A 17,325-nucleotide genomic window follows, 5' to 3' on the forward strand; every position below is an offset into this window, starting at 1 on the left:
CCGCAACCACGAGCTATATTCGTCACTAACCACCTATTGACCTTTAGTAAAACTACATCGACATCCCCTGCGACGGCTTCGGCATCGAAGGCTTAATGGACTTCTTGCGTTTCTTCCGTTTTTCCCACTCATCCTCATCTTCCACATTTTTAGCAGGAACCCCGGCTGCACCACCGCCGCCGCCGGCTAATAAAGCAGTCATAAATTCCACCAAAGCAGATTCATTACTACCACCTCCTCCGTTGTATGCATGCTCAGCCTGACTATGGCTCACCGTACGCTCTTCTCTGAAATTATCCTCCGCTTGATTATAGAATCCAAACTCCTCAAAATCCATTTGGACGTCTCGCCAACCAAATCCTAAATCTCTGAGTGGAATCAAATTATCCGGGCTGCCCAAAGCCAAACCATCATAGTTTTCAAATACCATCAAATTATCTATAAACAAGATATCATTTAACTCATTTAAACTGCCTGCTTGCTCAACTGCATTGACCAAAATATCGATCGGCTCTTCATTTTTGGATAAATCCTTTGCAAGTATAATTGCAAAAGTCGAGTGAGAAATCTTGAGATCTCGCAAATTAAATTCAGCATCATCGGGTCCCGTAAAAACTGACATAAATCCCCTCTTACCAAGAATGTTCTCTTTCATGACATACCCTCGCTTTCCAATTGTTTTCTCAAAATCATCAAGGTTACGGGTTTTATGCAAGGCTTGAATAATATGTAATCGAGTCAATTGATGCTTCATCAATTTCTCAAAACCATCCGCCCTCAATCCAAAATGAGTACTCTTAAAAGTGAAATCAGGGTGTTTGAAAATTGCAATATTTTTATGATCCACTTCAGTCTGAACACCTATTTTATTCAGCTCATCAATAATACTACCTCCATTTTTTGAGCGTAAAAAAGCATCAAATAGCACGGCGTCAAACTTAGTTGTATGCTTCTTCATAATTAAAATCCGCTTTTTTAATTGCGGAGTAATCAACCGCTCAAGAGCATTAACATCTAATTGATACTTACCAAAACTCAACTGCTTATCCGAGTATTCTATCTCAGGGTGAACCGTCCATTTAAAGGCCATATCATATTTTTCAGGCTTATAACTTTGCTTTGCCTGCGACCAAGCCATCGCATTGATAATATTTCTCGGAACAAGCTCCGGTTGATTATGTTCAATAGCATTTTGAAGTTGCTGCATCAGCATATTTGCTTGCAACATTTTGTCAAAATCTTCAAAAGCAGTAGCACCTACCGGAATTTTCTGATCATTATCTATCAAACGGAACACATGCTCATTTCCATCCTTTTCCCAGTTAATACCCGCTTCCTTAAGGGTTTCAATAAACTCATTGCGGTTAGTCGATTCGGAAATTGTAGTTTGAACCACCTCTTTCTTTTGAGCAAAGACCTTAAAGTGATTCTTCAATTGATGAATAGAAATACCTGCATCACTGCCTTTTACTTTTGTCCCATCTGGTTTTATAAACCGAACCCCATAGGCTTTCTTCGTATTTCTATGCTCCAATATCCGAGTTTCAATATTGAAATTCGTCTTCAAATAATTTTTAAAGGTATCGATACATGTAGATTTCTTTAGTGCCTCTGATACGGCGTCAGCAACTTTAACATGCTCAATAAATTTCTCATTCATCATCTTAAATGAAACCCTCGAAATGCTACTTTTCATCTTGGTTCCATTTGGCAGATGATAGATCATACCATATTCTATACCGCTTTTCAAATGACGTGATATTTCTAATTTAATGTCTTTTTCGGACAATCTATTGATAAACTCAGTCCTACTTCTACTTTGTTCAAATGCTTGCCGAATGCATAATTTTGCCTCGATTTCAGTAGTCTTTCGAGGCAGTAAAGCAGATTGTACTTTCTTATAACTCCATCCAATTTTACTCCCTTTGATCACTTTCCCATCAGGCAAATGAAAATGTAATCCCCTCGTTTTTTGGCTAATAGAATGCTTCAAAACTTCCATTTTTACACCCCGATCGGCAAGCTGCTGTGATAGTTCTTCCATCGTTGTTGATTGTTTCAACATTACGCCAACAACCTCCTTCAAATTCTCTTGTGTTATCTTCGCATCAGAAGTAAACATCGCTGAAAGTTCCTTGACTTTTACACCAGCCCGGTGCCCCATTATTTTTTTCCCTGATGCAAATTGATAAGTAATTGAAGTTGGTTCCTTCGTTATCGGTTGAATATTCACGTCTGCTTTAATACCATATTGTCTTTCAAGAACAGAAACATAATCCTTAAAATTTTGGCATTTAGGCGCTATAACTTCATTAACTTGCTGCAATAACTGCTCTTGTTCAAATACTCCTTCAAGTTGTTTTTCGATAGTCGGCAAACTCCACCCTATCTCACTTCCCTTAAATGCTTTGTCTTCATAAGAAAAAGAAATCCCTTTTACCGTGCCTTTCACCTCCTTCAGTTCAGAATCAATTCCTTGCTTTTCTAGGCACTCCAATAACGCATCAACGTTCTTAACCTCTCCCGAAATGACGGCTTTATCAATAACGGATTTTACAAATACCTTCGCCTCCTGAGTCTTTTCATTCTTATCTTGCGGAACAAAAGTCAATCCCATTTTTTGATTGTTATCAAACTTCGATTGCAAATTGTATTGCTGCTCCAGACGGTTTGTGATTGCCGTATTTTTGAAATAGTTGTTGTCAATATTCACAACACTACCCGATTCATCCACCCGATTAAGGACTAAATGTACATGCGTATGCTCGGTATCAAAATGCTGAATCACCACGTATTGACAATCTTCATAGCCCTTTTCGATCATAAATGCTCTGGCAATTTCAAGCAGCTCTTGCTCGTTTAGCTCATCTTGATACCCAAAACTCAAAGAAGTATGGTCCACCACATTTTTAAAATCGGACCGAAGTGTATGCCGATAATCAGCAACATGTCCCTCAAACTGTTTTGCAAAAAACAAGGGATCTCCATCCCCTTTCATGATAATGTCCTCCGAAAAACCGAGCACTTTTGCTCCCTTCTTTTCTCCCAAACAGTAATTAAATACTCCCTGAAAGTTAGTACCTATCACAGTATTCGCAATCATGATTTCCGCTTTAGTTCGACCAAATAATCCAGTACCTGATGAATTCTTTCGACATCCGAATCATACATCTCATTCATGTTCATTCGGCGAGCAATCTGGTTGAGGTTATTGCCCAGGCGGGCAATTTCAATTTTGAGCTCATGGAAGTTCGTAGCAGAAGCAATGGTATTATCCATCGGTTTTTCATGAACCTTACTCAAGGTCATTTCTCTACAAAAAGCGGGGATGTTGCGCCCCTTATCAAGGGCATTCTTCTGCAATACTTCATATTCTTCTTGATCAACAAAGAAGTTGATACGCTTCTTCCGAAGCGATTTTGACTTAGGTCTTGCCATAGACTTATATTATTTAAATTAAAAAAAAAGCGAAGCGTAAAAAGTAATAAATTAGCGTAGCGGAGAGATATTTTGAAAGCAAAGCGAACAAAATCGGGGCAGTTTAGGGGCTAAAATTCATTTTAGTGGCACCTAAACTATGCCTCGCTCCCAGCTAAAGCTGGTGATTTCTTTAAACTGATCTAAGTCATTTGATTTTCAATAGAAATATACGCCATCAAGGCTAATAAACAAGCATTTGAGCAGTATTTAGAAGAGGATATTTCAAATTAATCATCATATTATCATCCACTAAAAATTTGAATAATCATATCTTACCTCCTATGGTTCCGTGTACACGGAACTTACACGGTACACACATAAAAATAGTTCAATAATATTTCAAGCTAAAAAAACACCTCAAATCATCGATAATGATTTGAGGTATTGTAAAAAATAGATTAACTTAAAATAGTTATAAAATAATCAACCTATGAAAACGAAAATATGCCTTCAGTGTCAGACTCCTCTGATCAATAAAAAATCAACTGCTAAATTTTGTGACAAGAAGTGTAAAGATGATTTTCACAATCACTGTAAAACGGTTACTCAATCAGCCGGAAGAAAATTTCAAACACAGCAAACAGCCCTGAGACAAAATTACAGAAACCCTAAATTTACCGCTGCCTTATTGAAAATCGATGAAAGGCTAAAGATATATATAAACGAAAAGAACATACTTCGAATCGCCTTTGTGTTTTGTTTCTTCACCTTGATCGGTGCCTTATCTTTAGGATATCACAAATCAATCAACCTTGTAAGGTATAATGATAATCTATATAAAAAACAAACTGATATTTTGCAGACAGTTGATGCAGTACGCACGCAAAAGAACCGAACAGCCTACGGTGCCTTAAAAGAAAAATTTCCGAAGGACATCAAAAAATATGAGCAACAAAGAAAAGAGGAGGCCGGAAGCGCGAAAGCTAAAAGATCGAGAAAGGGAAAGGAGAAAAAATAGAAGGGCACTTCCTTTGACGCTTTTTCATTAGCGCCTTTCTTATAAAAAAGGCTTATCACTTTTTTCCTGTCCGAAAATCAGCAACAACAAATTTACGGCATCACTAAAGTGTCACACTAAAACACAAAATGTATATTATTGACATCTTGTGTTTTTTACCCCTTGAGAAGATTGAAAGAAGGTAGTTCATTCTGTATGAGAGCTGGTCGGTTGAGCAATACTCAAACAACGTTTGATTACCAACCATAATATACAGCGTTAAAAGAAACGCAAATGCTGGCTTGAACAAGTGGTGGATTTTCTAATGTTGGCGAACATGAATTTCAGGGATACCTATCAAAAAATATTCCCACATATTCACCAACATTGGAACCACGACTACCTCTCCGCCAACAAATTATTGATCGTATTTGCTATGGCTTTCTTTGAAGGCTCCGTTACTCCGGCCTGGTTTGCAAATTGCGTCCAGTTGGACAAAGCATCTTTGACCTGCTCAATAATTTGGCTTACATTATTTACACTAAAATATTTTGCTAAATTGTATATCTGTCATGAGATAGGTTCAAAAACAAAATAGCTCAAATATTGGCTATACACATCCATTATAGTGTAAAAAGGATAATATTTGAGCTACAATCAACTAACTCTCCTTCAAAAAAGTATTTGACAAGAAGCCAAAAGCCCAAAGTGGTAATGCTTGTAAAGCTCCCCGTGTGATACCGTCTTGAACATTAAAAGCATTCTCCAAGCCTTTGATTTGTTGCAGCGTCTTGTTTCTACCGCCAATTTCAAAGGTCCATTTTCTGCTTACCAAAAAGTCTGATTTTTTAGATTCATTCACCGCTAAGCCAGCATTCTTCATCGCATTAAGAAAAAAGGTTTCCCGCACATTACCTATTTCAGGCTCACTACTTAGTGCATACGCCAGATTAGTGTTTTCAAAATAAATCTTTTCTGGCTTTGGTATCGGCAATCAGAAGATTTAATATTCGTGCCCGTTCCAACAAGTGAAATGCAAGCGATATTTCATCCCGGTGAATATTGATTGATTGAGGAGAGATGATTTTGGTACTGTCCTAAAATCTGTGTAAACCCCATTTTCTCCTAAGCACGAGAATGGGGTTTACTCTCGAAAATTTTGGGGTCTTTTTGTGTAGCAAAAAGGCAACTAAATTTTGAGAAATAGCAATGAAAGCGCAGCTTTTATTGCGAACTACAAGACAAAGTGTGTGATGATTTATTAACTTATAATACAACATCATACCATTATGAACAGAGAAGATTTATTGAATGACGATGCTTTCTTAAAGCAATTCAAAGATGGAAACGATCTAAACCAATTTTTTAAAGAATTGCACACCAGGGCAGTTGAGAAAATGCTTGAAGGAGAGCTTGATGAGCATTTGGGCTATGAGAAGCACAATGGAGCTCCTGAACAGAATCGTCGCAATGGATACACAAAAAAGATCATAAAAAATGCTCATGGTGAAGCGGAAATCAAAGTCCCTCGTGATCGTGATGGCTCCTTCAATCCGATGATTGTTCCCAAAAGAAAATCCACTGCAGAGGGTGTAGAAAATGTGATTATATCCCTGTATGCCAAGGGGATGTCCGTTTCTGATATTGAAGAGCAAATGCGTGATATTTACGGGTTTAACCTTTCAGAATCGACCATTAGCCGCATAACTGATTCTATCAATGAAGACATCGTTCAGTGGCAAAATCGACCTCTTGAACAGCAATACCTCATCGTTTGGATGGACGCCATTGTGATGAAAGTCCGTGAAAACAGCAAGGTTGTCAACAAGGCCATTTACATTGCTGTCGGTCTTCGGGAGGACGGCAGAAAAGAGGTTTTGGGGCTTTGGCTTGGCAAGAATGAAACATCTGCCTTTTGGATGCATGTACTGACCGACATCAAAGCCCGTGGTGTTGAAGACATAATCATTACCGTAACGGATAACCTCAACGGTTTTACCGACGCCATTAAGGCCTCTTTCCCTGAAGCTGTCACTCAGATTTGTGTCGTTCACCAAATCCGAAATTCATGCAAATATGTGGTTTACAAGGAAAGAAAGGCCTTTTCAGCAGATATGAAAGAAATCTACACCGCTCCCAATCAGGAAATGGCCAAGGTTGCTCTTGAACAGTTCGAGAAGAATTGGGGAGAGAAATACCGATATGCCATTGAAGGTTGGAAGCGCAACTGGAATGAATTAACAGCGTTTTTTGAGTATCCTCCAGAGATTCGGAAAATTATATATACGACCAACTTGATCGAAAATCTAAATGGAAAAATTCGAAAATATACCAAAAACAAACTATCTTATCCGACCGATGATGCGGTGAAAAAATCCGTTTATTTAGCCTTGAGAGAAGTCACCAAAAAATGGACGATGCCTATCCGAAATTGGGGACAAATCTTGAGTCAATTTATGGCAATACATGAAAATAGGATCCAATAAAATTATCAGATCCTAAAAAGTAGTTTACACACTTTGTGGGATAGTGTCATTTTATTTTTCTTGATCTATGAGCTCATTATGTCTTTTCATCGCCTTTTTTAAAGCTTCATTTGGCTCAGGTGGATTTTCAAGTGCATCAAAAAATATCTGCGTATCTTCTTTCGATAACGAAGTTGTGTTTGGTTTAAAGTTGTTCTTAAGGGCCCTTAGAAGGGCCTTATCTTCTGTATTCGAAAATTTAGATTGATCTTTCATAAAAGTCTTTCGTAATTTAATCGTTAGCATAATTTGTATAGACGAATAAATTTAACACTATTTTATCCCCCACCCATCTATATCATCAAAAAAGGGTTGAGTACTAAAACCTTACATCAGCCACCTATCAAAAACCCGAAAAATCAAACGTCCCCTGTACAGTCTCCTCCTTTTGCTGCTCCTTTGCCATTTCTTGGATCATAAATTCGATCCATGGCTTAGGATTTGCCCGAAGAAAAAACTTACGTTCATAATCACTCCCCTGCTGTTCGATCATGAAAGTACCGAACTTCAGCCAGGCAGCGCTTGACAATTCTCGTTTGTCAATTTGATCGAGTATTTTCTGTTTATCGATAATGGAGCCCTTTTCTTGATACCAAGCTCGGAATGATTTAATCAAGTCTCTATTTGTGCCCGCCATTTTACAGTACGGAACCCTTACTTTCTTGTATTCCTCCCCATAAGCATTCTCCCACTCGGTCATCGCAACCTGTTGTTCCTTCTGTTGCTTACTTCTCTCTTTCTGTCGTTTTTCCTTTTCTACCTCCTGTTGTTTCTCTTGATACTCTTTATCAAACGACTCGTCCTTCATCAACTTATTTTTGTAAGCCTCCGTATTTTTCACCATGCTCCCCTTTTCAGCGATCACCTGATCCGCATAATCAGATTTGCTTTGTACTTCCTCAAATGTCGTATCCACTGTTATGCCCCTAGCTTTTTGTTTGAGTACAGGCTCTGTGGACTCTTCATGCTCATTATTTGGATTTGGTTTGATAAAAAACTTAATCGCATGAATGGTCTTTCCCCTTTTTACCTTCTCATAAGTGATCCAGATATCACTATGCTTATTGATCTCTGCCTGAGCCACTTCCAAAATCCGCTTATTAAAGTTATTGAATAAGCCATATTTTGTTTTGACCTTTCCTGAAGACAACATAGCCTCTATTTCCTCATCCTTATAGCCCTTATCCTCAAAAGCGACTAATAACCCTAAGCGTTGGCGCAAAAAGGCCATAGTGCACTCCCTTTGACCTTTAAACAGGTGTTGTTTACAGAGTTCATATATTCGAAAAGAATAAGAGCTCTCAAACATGGATACTGATCGAAGTAAATACTTAGTGAAGTTACCACTCAGATTCAGCAAAAGATCTCGTGCATCATCAACAAACTTAATCTCAATCAATCGAGTCTTATCGTTACCCCTTGCCTGAAGAAAAGGAATATTGTGCCACTCACCTGATTCCTTTTGGATGAAGATCGAAAGCGAACCCATAGTCCGAATGGCTTGTTTGACCGCCTTGTATTGTGTTCCTCCAATTTTGGAACCTTTAGGGTACAGGTCATTGAAAGGAAAGTTCATCCACTCAAATTTCTCCTGACCTTTAGGAATTTGTGCCAATGCCAGACTAATGATGCGTTGCTGGGTCAAGGAAAAGTAATTCTTGCTTTCGATTAGACTATTTGACTTTACAATCATCAAATCCAAATATTCCTCTTTCATAAAAATGTGCTCAAGTGGGCTAAAAACTAATTGATCCTTACCCAAAAGTTAGTTCACCTATACAAATTGCCTATGTTCAACTTTATCAGAAGGATTTCTTCCTACTATATTAGGCATATTTGTATGCATATACAAGTCTAAAATAATAATTAGGCATATTTGTATGCACGAAACGGCAATTTGTATGCATATATAGGCCAATTGTATGCATGAAACGGCAATTTGTATGCATATATAGGCCAATTGTATGCATGAAACGGCAATTTGTATGCATATATAGGCCAATTGTATGCATGAGCGCTTGTAATTCACTCAAAATCAACAAGTTGCAAACCCCTAAACAATAAACAATAAACTAATAAACAACAAACGGGAACAGTCGGTGTGATTTAGGTGAATTTAAAACATTAGTGAATTGAACACCAATACACTTATTATGACAAAAATAATAATACATTTTGGCTGTTTTAAAAAAAATGCCTTAATTAGTGATGTTTTGTAGCCATTTCAGGTGAAATGGTTTCACTTGAAAAAATTTTTTGTCATAAGGTTTATGAAAATTTTAAATTTGCTTACGTGGCTCTCTAAGGAAAAGAGAAATTTGAATATCAGGGGGATTTGCGAACAAGCAGGCATTCCGCATCAAAATGTAAATTCGGCGATCAACTCACTTGATTCAAAATTTATTTCCGCCGAGACTGCTCAAAAGATTATTCCGGTCATTGAAAAATTTGGTTTTGACACCAATGCCAATTATTTCGGTAAAGGAACTGTTTTGAGTCTTTATAACAACAAAGGAGGCGTAGGTAAAACCACCAGTGTAATCAACATCGGGGCTTCGCTTCACCGCCAAGGCTACAAAGTTATTTTGATTGATACAGACCCTCAGGCAAGTTTGACTCAAGATGCTTTGGATATCCGTCCAAGAAAAGAGGGGTTGAATGAGTTAGTAGATATTTTGAATGATGAGGTTCCGGTTGAGGAAGCAATTTATCAGGTCTATGAATTTGAAGAAGATGAGCTGAACGAGAAGTATCAGCATTTTGATATCATTCCAAGCTCAACCAAAAACCGAGCGCTATCCAAAGCTTTGGTGTCGGGTACTTCAGCGATTTCATCTGTTCGGTGTATCTACGAAAAAGTGATTTATCACCTTCGAGATAAATACGATTTCATCATTTTGGATTGTCCACCAGAAGAGCTTACCGCAGAACCTGCCCTCTATGCCAGTGATTATGTGATTGTGCCGATGGCCCCAAATAAAATGGATGCAAGTAAGGCCGTCAATGTAATACAGACAATCAATGACGCCAATCGATCCAAAAAAGAAAATGTAGCCTGTTTGGGATTTTTGTTCACCAGGGTAAAAAAAGAAACCAAGCTACATGGCAATATCATTCATGATTTAGAGGCATCCTTCCCAACATTCAACACCGTGATACGATCAAATATCATTATGGAGGAGTTTGCTTCGGCAGGGGTGGATGTGTTCCGCTATGTTGAAGAAGAACTGAATAAATCTAACGGCACAATTGTTCCGGCAAGGGAAGACTACAAAGCATTGGCCGAAGAATTAATTTTAAAATTAGGAAAAAATGGCGCTGAGAAGAAGTAAGCAATCAAAAGGTTCTAAAGCTAATTTGGGCTTAGGGTTGAGCGAGCAGATGCAACAGGACCTCCAGCCAATCCAAAAGTCCGAGGCAATAAGTTTTGAGATTATGCCTGAGGTGGAGAAATATATTATGCCCCTCTCCCCTATTGAGCGTCAAAATTTGAGGAATAATATCCAGTCTTCCGGCAAGGTGTATGAAAGCATCAAAGTTTTTGAGCATGAAGATGGCAAACATTACATTGTCGATGGTCACCATAGATTTCAGGTGATTCAGGAATTGGGATTGACCTACGGGGAACAATGGACAGCCGAAAAAATCGTTGGGATCAAGACCCTCGAAGATGTGTACCAATGGATGCTTTCTTACCAGTCTGCGAGAAGAAACCTTTCGAATGAAGAAAAATCATTCTTAGTAGGTCGGGAATTTCAGCGAAGAAAAGGCCTTGCACAAGGGCGTGAACAAGTAAGAGAATCGGTAGCAGATATTTTTGGGGTAACGCCAAGAACGGTAACCAACAATTCCTTTTTCTACTTGGGCGTAAATAAAATGCCTCAGGATTTACAATTCAAATACCTGAAAAAAGCGGAATATGATGCCGAGGATAATGACATGGAATTGGTGGCAAAATTGACCAATGGCAAATTGATTGACCTCGGGAAATCAGAAAATAGCTGGGATGAATTTTTGGAAAAGCACTTTCCAGCGGAAGCGGTGAAACCAGAAAGCAAGACACCGGAAAAGCCTGCTGACACTGCAGATAAGTTTAATCGCCATTTGGATAAATGGTTCCACACATTCAACAAAGAGGTTTCAAAAAAGGGATTTGTATCCAAGTTTAACAAGAGTAGTGAAGAAAATAAGAAAGCTTTTTTGGATAAGATTGACCAGCAGATGGAACTGTTGAAAAGCTTAAAAGAAGAAGTGAAGTAAGAATCCGTATTTAATTTGGAATGCAAATCCAGTGCATTTTTGTAGATTAGATTGTGGGGAAAATGTAAGTTTCATCCATTTAATCACGAGAAGCTATGGAGCATTCCAAATCAACTTATCCAAATCCGCTGAAGACTATCCTCAAGGATAAAATCACAAAGGGATTTAATAAGGGCATTGATCAAATTAACCTTCAAACTGGTGGGGGGAAAACCTTTACCACCTGTGAAGTGATTGCTGAGGAAGTCATTCTAAGCGATGAACATGATATTGAACGTGTACTGTTCACAACGCTTCAGTATAAAAATTTACCCGATGACTTAATGCTTGAGTTGTTGGAGAAAAAAGGAGTGGAAGATGCTTGGCAACATGTGCTGTTGCTGGAATCAAACCGAAAATGGGCTGAAAGGGTTTTTGGTGAAGGCAGATTACTCGCAGACCAAGACTACTTGAACGCCGTTATTTCATGCTTTAGGGATAGAGAGACTGAATTTAAGGAGATCTTCGATAATCTTAACAGTGCAGCACTTGAGTACCTTGAGGATCGAAAAAATAAAAGGAAAGGTCAGGAGTCAGAGAAAAATTTCACAAGTGCCTTGTCTCGCATGAAGCAGGCTGTTTTCGAGGAGGTCACCAAAAAATTAACCGATTGCCAAGAGCAAATAGGAGTTAAGGATTTAACACGGAAACAAACTCTTGGGCTATTTTTTAAAGAAGCGAAAGCCTGGAGATCAGACGTGGACAGAGATTTGGTGAACGAATTTATTCCCTACCGTTGGCTGGGTGAGTTGTTCCCTGAGATGCGCTGTTGGGAGGCCAAGGTGATTTTTTTAACCTTTGATAAGCTGTATTATGCCAATAAGATCAATAGCCACCTTTTTGATTCATTGCCGTTAATTCCTGGTTTGAGTGATCCTCAGAATTACCTTTTGATTATTGATGAGTTTGACCTGTTCAAGAAGAAGATTGAGGATGTTTATCTCAATAGCACACTCAACCAGCCTTTGGGGCTTTATTCAAGTGTCAAAAAATTGATTCTTTTGACCGATGAACCCCAATCAGATGTCTCCATTTACCTGAATAATTTTTGTGATAAGTATAAAATAGATCGTCCCTCTTCGGAAAAATTAGAGAAGAAACGTGAAGGTTTCTCTACGAAGGTGAAAAACCTGAGCGGATTGATTGACATCTACCGTCATTTGGAAGATCGAACGGAAAGTGCATCCATCCAAAACACGACTTTTTCAACCGATAGAACTAAATTATTTCTTCCCAAATATTCTTATGGTGAACGGGTGCGTAAGGCAGAAAATAGAAATGAGATCATCACCAATAAGATAGAATATGAACAGGTAGATGATGTTTCCTTAAACTTTTTGACTCGGCAATTACAGCGGTTGCTTACTGAATTTGTTTCGACTTACGTGAACCTGAGCCTTCAATTATCAAAACAGATAAGTGCAAGAATGTACCAGGAGCATAATGATCAGACCCATGATGTTCAGCTTTTGGTTACCGATGAAACCATCTTTAAAGCGATTTTATACCATTATGGTATCGCACCTGGGGATCCATTGTATGTGGGAATGATGGAGCTGAGGTTTATTTTTACGGTTCTGAGAGGGAATAAGATATTAGATGTTCAGGAACCATTTTTGGATTTGATTGCTGTCAAAACGGAGGGATCTACCTCTATTGACCAATGTGATATTCACCTTTTCCGGTTGATGCGTGCCGAATACCTGATGGCCAGCTTCTCGGACCGATATCAAATCATTGGACTTTCGGCAACGGCATTGCTTGAAGGATTGGGCACAAACTTCAATCATGAACTTCTCGAAAAAATATGTAGCAGATTTGACTCACTGAATGCCAAAGAGTGCAAAAGCATTCAAAAGGTGCATGATGACTACCAGCAAAAATCCTTCGAGAAAAGAGATATAAAGACGGGGATCATCAAATGTCCGAAGAAGCCGAAAGTGGATGATCTAAAAGTTTTGTTGCCATCTTATGCGACTGCACCCGCTAAAATTGCCAAGCTATCCACCTTTGCCGGAAAATTTGAGGGGAAGTCATATCAATTAAGAAGATTGATCAAATTAGCCATGGCCTACAAAGAAATGATTACCCGACCACGATTAGTTACGGGGCTTTTCTTTGCTCCCAATTTATTTTCTGAAAGTACGGATGCTGACTACCAGCGTAAGGAATTGAAAGAACTATTCACGATGGTTTATCGGGATGTTTTTGATGTGGATCATAAAGTGGCTAAGGAGAAGGTAAATGAAGCTATAAAGTTTATTTCTACCGATAAGTTTGAAGAGGGTATGAAAGCCTTTGACGATTCTCTGAAAGACATCCAGCCAGACGATTTTGGGAAGTTTAGAGATCATCGGATTATCATCACTTCCTATGGCACGATGGGGGCTGGAGTGAACCCGCAGGTTAGCCGACGTGATTGGATGGAAGTGGTACAGGTGGATCCTGATCATCCCAATAAATCAGAAAAGGTCGATGTGCAATTTATCTACTGCGAACAGAAAAGTTTTATCACACCTGTTTTGAGCGGAAATAAGGCGGTTGAGCTGAAAGATAAATTGAGCGCCATTTACACCATAACAGATATGGTGGATTTTGGGATGATCAGCCACTTCGGTGGAATAAAGGCGATGCAGTCGTTCATTTCCTCTCCACGTTATCCAAAACACCCAATTATTGTTAATGAAGTAAAAAAAGGTTCTTCTTATTATGTCGATGCCGTGAATTATTGGGTAATTCAGGCCTTAGGTAGGGGATCAAGATCTAACTGGAAGCCGATTGATTCGATGTATATGGTAGATGATGAAACGGCTGAATTTATAGCCTTACACGAACTCTCGGATAAAAATTACTACACGGCCGAGTTTCAACTTCTACATCAATATTGTGTCGAGCATAGTGGGGAAAAAACCATAGAAAGAGTGAGCCCAGAGCAAAGTCATATTCTGAAGATGGTCAATAAATCTATTGAAAGTGCGAACTATATGCAAAGGACTTTCGGTAAGTATCGCCGTACGCCCTTTGAGGGGCACGAGATTGATAAATGGAATCTGACCAAGGAATTTATCCTCAAACATCCGACTGTCAATAAATCTGATCTACCGGATGGAAAAGATTATATGCACCTTCAGGACCTGTACCTTTATCCAATAAAAGGGAAGTTGAATGGCTATGGGTATTCGAAGGAAGCAGATTTCAAGAACGTGGAAATAACTTTTAACAAGGAAGACTTTTCGGATTATTCGGTATTGAATGAGCAGGCGATGAACCTTGATAAAATACATAAAATCGGAGGGAAGTTACTGGAGTTTTGGAAAGAAAAGGGCTTTGCGGATACAGTTGCTAAAAAACATTATATGTTGCACCCACCTGCATTCACCAACCTATACAAGGGCTATCAGGGAGAGGTCATTGGGAAATGGTTTTTTGAAAACTACCTTTTTAAAGATAAAAAATTGGTCGGTCTTGGTCCGGATCACTACGAGCGTTTTGATTTTGTTTTGGAGGGTACAGGTCTTTACTTTGACTTCAAAAATTGGAGTAATGACACACAATACAATTCTGAAGAATGGTTTTTCAAAAAGCTGGAAAAAGTAGGTGGGCATACCGCTGTGATCTGCAATATTTTTTCATTACCCAAGGCGGATCTACCTTTCATCATTGAAAACAAGGGCTACCCCAATAGGAAACTGATTTTCGTTCCCTATCTCTATCATTTCGACGAAGAAGGTGAAGTACTTCCTCTACAACTATCCACACTTAAAAGCCAATTGTCATGCTAAATAATAATTCTAAGACCATCAAACATCATATCAACCGTTATTCCGTTGAATTTACTCCAAAATTTAAAAGGAGTCATACCGTCTTTTGTTTGGAGAAAAGGGACAAGGATGAAAAGTTTACTTATAAGGAAGTGGAAGCGTGGAGTGAGCAGACAGAAGAGAAATTTACGATCGTATATGATAATTTTGGAGGAAAGCTGTATTTGTTATTCTTCATGGATTTGCGTGAACTACCGGCTCTGCTTTATGGACAAGTGAAGGATAAGTTTACCGTTCGGAAAATTCAATTTGAAGAGGCTGAAATTAAAGGAGTGTGTGGGGATGAAAAATGGCGATTGAACAGTATGATACTAAACCTGTGCCTGAATGCTGCGGTAGGGGAGAAAGGCCTTCAGGCGCTTGGGGTGTCCGATAAAATGCCCAAATACTATGCATCATTGGTCTATGGGAAATTGTGGGTGGTTCCAACGAAACAAAGGAAAAAGGAGGGGCCTATCGAAGCGCTCAACTTGAATGTAGATCATAGGGGCTATGCCCAATTATCAGTGGCTACCTTTAGACCATTGAAGGATATCAGGAAGTATTACAAGGGAGATAAGCTTGCCAAATTATTGAAGAGGGAGCGTTACCTTTGGTCCGAATCGGATGATTTTATTGGGCAGTTAAGCCGTTCTTATGGTGATACTGACGGGCAATATATCAAAAAAGGATATGAGAATAGTAAAGCCAAAGGTTTGCCTTATTTTAAGTTCAAAGGCGATGAGCGTTATAAAACCAAGTGTTTCTTTTGGTATTTGGCCTGTGATGAGCTGAACAAGGCGTTCAAAGGTGCTGTAAAACTAAAACAGGATGATATTAAAGGAAACCTTCAAAGCTCGTATATTAAGGATGCGACTACCGTAAAGAACGCAAAGCAACGGGTAAATATCTTACCTGAACCGATCATTGTTTATGGGGTAGATCATGTTCGCCAACAGCGGATCAAAACAATTATTGAGCAGCATATACAAGCGATTCCAATAAAGGATAAACAGATTAGTATTGAAAAATTTGAGTGGATTCAGCCAGAAGAAATTTCGAGTTTACCGTCTGATGCCTTGGTGCTGAATTTCAATGATGTCAATGAAAAACAAGAAGAAGGGGATACTTACATTGATTCGAGCAGAGAAAGGGTTCTTCAGAATATTTCTTTACAAGTATTGTTCGGGGATAAGTGGGTGAATAGTGGCGTCTTTCAAAAGCTGGATTTTGAAAGGGAATTGAGAAATTCGGACTCACCATATCATAGCTTAGATAAGACAAGGGTTGCCATTTTGCGAAAAGCAATTTATGAATGTGCCTTCAAGCATGAAGCTGTGGTACCTAATTACCTTTTGGATTTGTTACCTAACTGGACCTATTTGGAAATGATCACGAAGAAAGATGATCAGGGGAAAGTTATAAGTCAGTACCCTGTTTCCATCCAACTGAAGGGAGAACAATGGGACATTCAGGTTTATTCCGAATTATGTGAAATCCCTTATTTCAATGAAGGGGCCCACCGTGGCTTCTTTGATGATTATTTCTTTTATGGCAAAGAAAATAAGCCCTATGTAAAATCGGTGGTTGAGGGGATATTTTTCTTCCCAAAAATTGAGCAGTATGCTTTGATGTTGAATCATGGTGAGCGGCCTACACCAGCCTTGTCAGAATTAAAGGTCCTTTACGGGACTGCACATCATACGGTAGGAAAGAGTAAACTGCTTCAGTGGGTAACGGCATATGAGGATACCGAAGAAAGCAATGATCAAGTTATTGCGTTTTTAGAGGTGTTGAGGGATAAGCAAACACCAGAAAAGGTGGGCTTAGCGTACTTTAAAGAAAAGCATGGTGCGCTTGTTACTCATAAAGGGTTAGACGGCCTGAAAAGCTACTTGTTGAAAAAACATAATTTCCATTTGCATGACTCCTATGGATCAAAGGAAGTATCGCATTACCTCTATCCAGTCCTTCAGGATTTTCGTTTGATTGTGAAAGGAAACCAGGACTTTCATTTTTATGCTGGCCAAAACCGAGGCGTCAAGAGTCCTTTCACCAAAGCCTCGATTATCCGGACATTGAAGTTCCCTTCGCAAGACAGTACCATGCGAAAGCGAAAAGCCATGGATGGCTTCGAACGCCTGTTTTTTGTAGATGGTGTTCGTACAGCAGATGATTTTACAGCCAAACCAATCTTCCATAAGATCTTCAGCGAAATGAAGCGAATGGGGATGTTTGAGCTGGAGCAGCAGGTAGGGTAGGTTGTTGGATGATGGAAAAAAAA

General features: G+C 38.9%; 11 protein-coding genes. 6 read left to right on the forward strand and 5 right to left on the reverse strand.

Annotation, left to right across the window (positions count from 1 at the left end):
- Positions 1-52: 52 nt before the first annotated feature.
- The gene (locus AABK40_RS23630) at positions 53-3,103 is read right to left on the reverse strand and encodes a relaxase/mobilization nuclease domain-containing protein (protein ID WP_338399674.1); all 3,051 of its coding nucleotides are present in this window, start codon (positions 3,101-3,103) and stop codon (positions 53-55) included.
- Positions 3,100-3,438 (reverse strand): plasmid mobilization protein, encoded by a 339-nt coding sequence (locus tag AABK40_RS23635; protein WP_338399675.1) that lies wholly within the window; start codon positions 3,436-3,438, stop codon positions 3,100-3,102. The genes AABK40_RS23630 and AABK40_RS23635 overlap by 4 nt, the downstream gene beginning before the upstream one ends.
- Before the next feature lie 472 nt (positions 3,439-3,910).
- On the opposite strand from AABK40_RS23635, the gene AABK40_RS23640 reads away from it, so the two are divergent.
- Entirely contained in the window at positions 3,911-4,438 is a 528-nt protein-coding gene (locus AABK40_RS23640) for a hypothetical protein (protein WP_338399676.1), read from the forward strand.
- A 640-nt stretch (positions 4,439-5,078) separates the two neighbouring features.
- Here AABK40_RS23640 and AABK40_RS23645 read toward each other — a convergent pair.
- Complete coding sequence (locus tag AABK40_RS23645) at positions 5,079-5,411, reverse strand: hypothetical protein (RefSeq protein ID WP_338399677.1); 333 nt, start codon at positions 5,409-5,411, stop codon at positions 5,079-5,081.
- A 295-nt stretch (positions 5,412-5,706) separates the two neighbouring features.
- Between AABK40_RS23645 and AABK40_RS23650 the strand changes: the two genes are divergently transcribed.
- Positions 5,707-6,903 (forward strand): IS256 family transposase, encoded by a 1,197-nt coding sequence (locus AABK40_RS23650; protein ID WP_338399678.1) that lies wholly within the window; start codon positions 5,707-5,709, stop codon positions 6,901-6,903.
- Between the two features lie 51 nt (positions 6,904-6,954).
- Here the strand turns inward: AABK40_RS23650 and AABK40_RS23655 are convergent, their stop codons facing one another.
- Together AABK40_RS23655 and AABK40_RS23660 are read right to left on the reverse strand one after the other, a co-directional pair.
- Positions 6,955-7,158 carry a type II toxin-antitoxin system TacA family antitoxin gene (locus tag AABK40_RS23655; protein WP_338399679.1) on the reverse strand — a complete coding sequence of 68 codons (204 nt, stop codon included), beginning with the start codon at positions 7,156-7,158 and terminating at the stop codon, positions 6,955-6,957.
- 127 nt (positions 7,159-7,285) lie between these two features.
- Complete coding sequence (locus AABK40_RS23660; protein ID WP_338399654.1) at positions 7,286-8,659, reverse strand: replication initiation protein; 1,374 nt, start codon at positions 8,657-8,659, stop codon at positions 7,286-7,288.
- Positions 8,660-9,212: 553 nt separating this feature from the next.
- Between AABK40_RS23660 and AABK40_RS23665 the strand changes: the two genes are divergently transcribed.
- The 4 genes from AABK40_RS23665 to AABK40_RS23680 all read left to right on the forward strand — a co-directional run bounded on the left by AABK40_RS23665 (position 9,213) and on the right by AABK40_RS23680 (position 17,302).
- Positions 9,213-10,274, forward strand: a complete 1,062-nt coding sequence (locus tag AABK40_RS23665; protein WP_338399655.1) for a ParA family protein — start codon at positions 9,213-9,215, stop codon at positions 10,272-10,274.
- Positions 10,255-11,202 (forward strand): ParB/Srx family N-terminal domain-containing protein, encoded by a 948-nt coding sequence (locus tag AABK40_RS23670; RefSeq protein WP_338399656.1) that lies wholly within the window; start codon positions 10,255-10,257, stop codon positions 11,200-11,202. The genes AABK40_RS23665 and AABK40_RS23670 overlap by 20 nt, the downstream gene beginning before the upstream one ends.
- A gap of 95 nt (positions 11,203-11,297) precedes the next feature.
- Positions 11,298-15,023, forward strand: a complete 3,726-nt coding sequence (locus AABK40_RS23675) for a hypothetical protein (protein ID WP_338399657.1) — start codon at positions 11,298-11,300, stop codon at positions 15,021-15,023.
- Entirely contained in the window at positions 15,017-17,302 is a 2,286-nt protein-coding gene (locus tag AABK40_RS23680; RefSeq protein ID WP_338399658.1) for a hypothetical protein, read from the forward strand. Before AABK40_RS23675 ends, AABK40_RS23680 begins: the two co-directional genes overlap by 7 nt.
- Positions 17,303-17,325: the final 23 nt, after the last annotated feature.

It is taken from the genome of Persicobacter psychrovividus, from assembly GCF_036492425.1.
Lineage (GTDB): Bacteria > Bacteroidota > Bacteroidia > Cytophagales > Cyclobacteriaceae > Persicobacter > Persicobacter psychrovividus.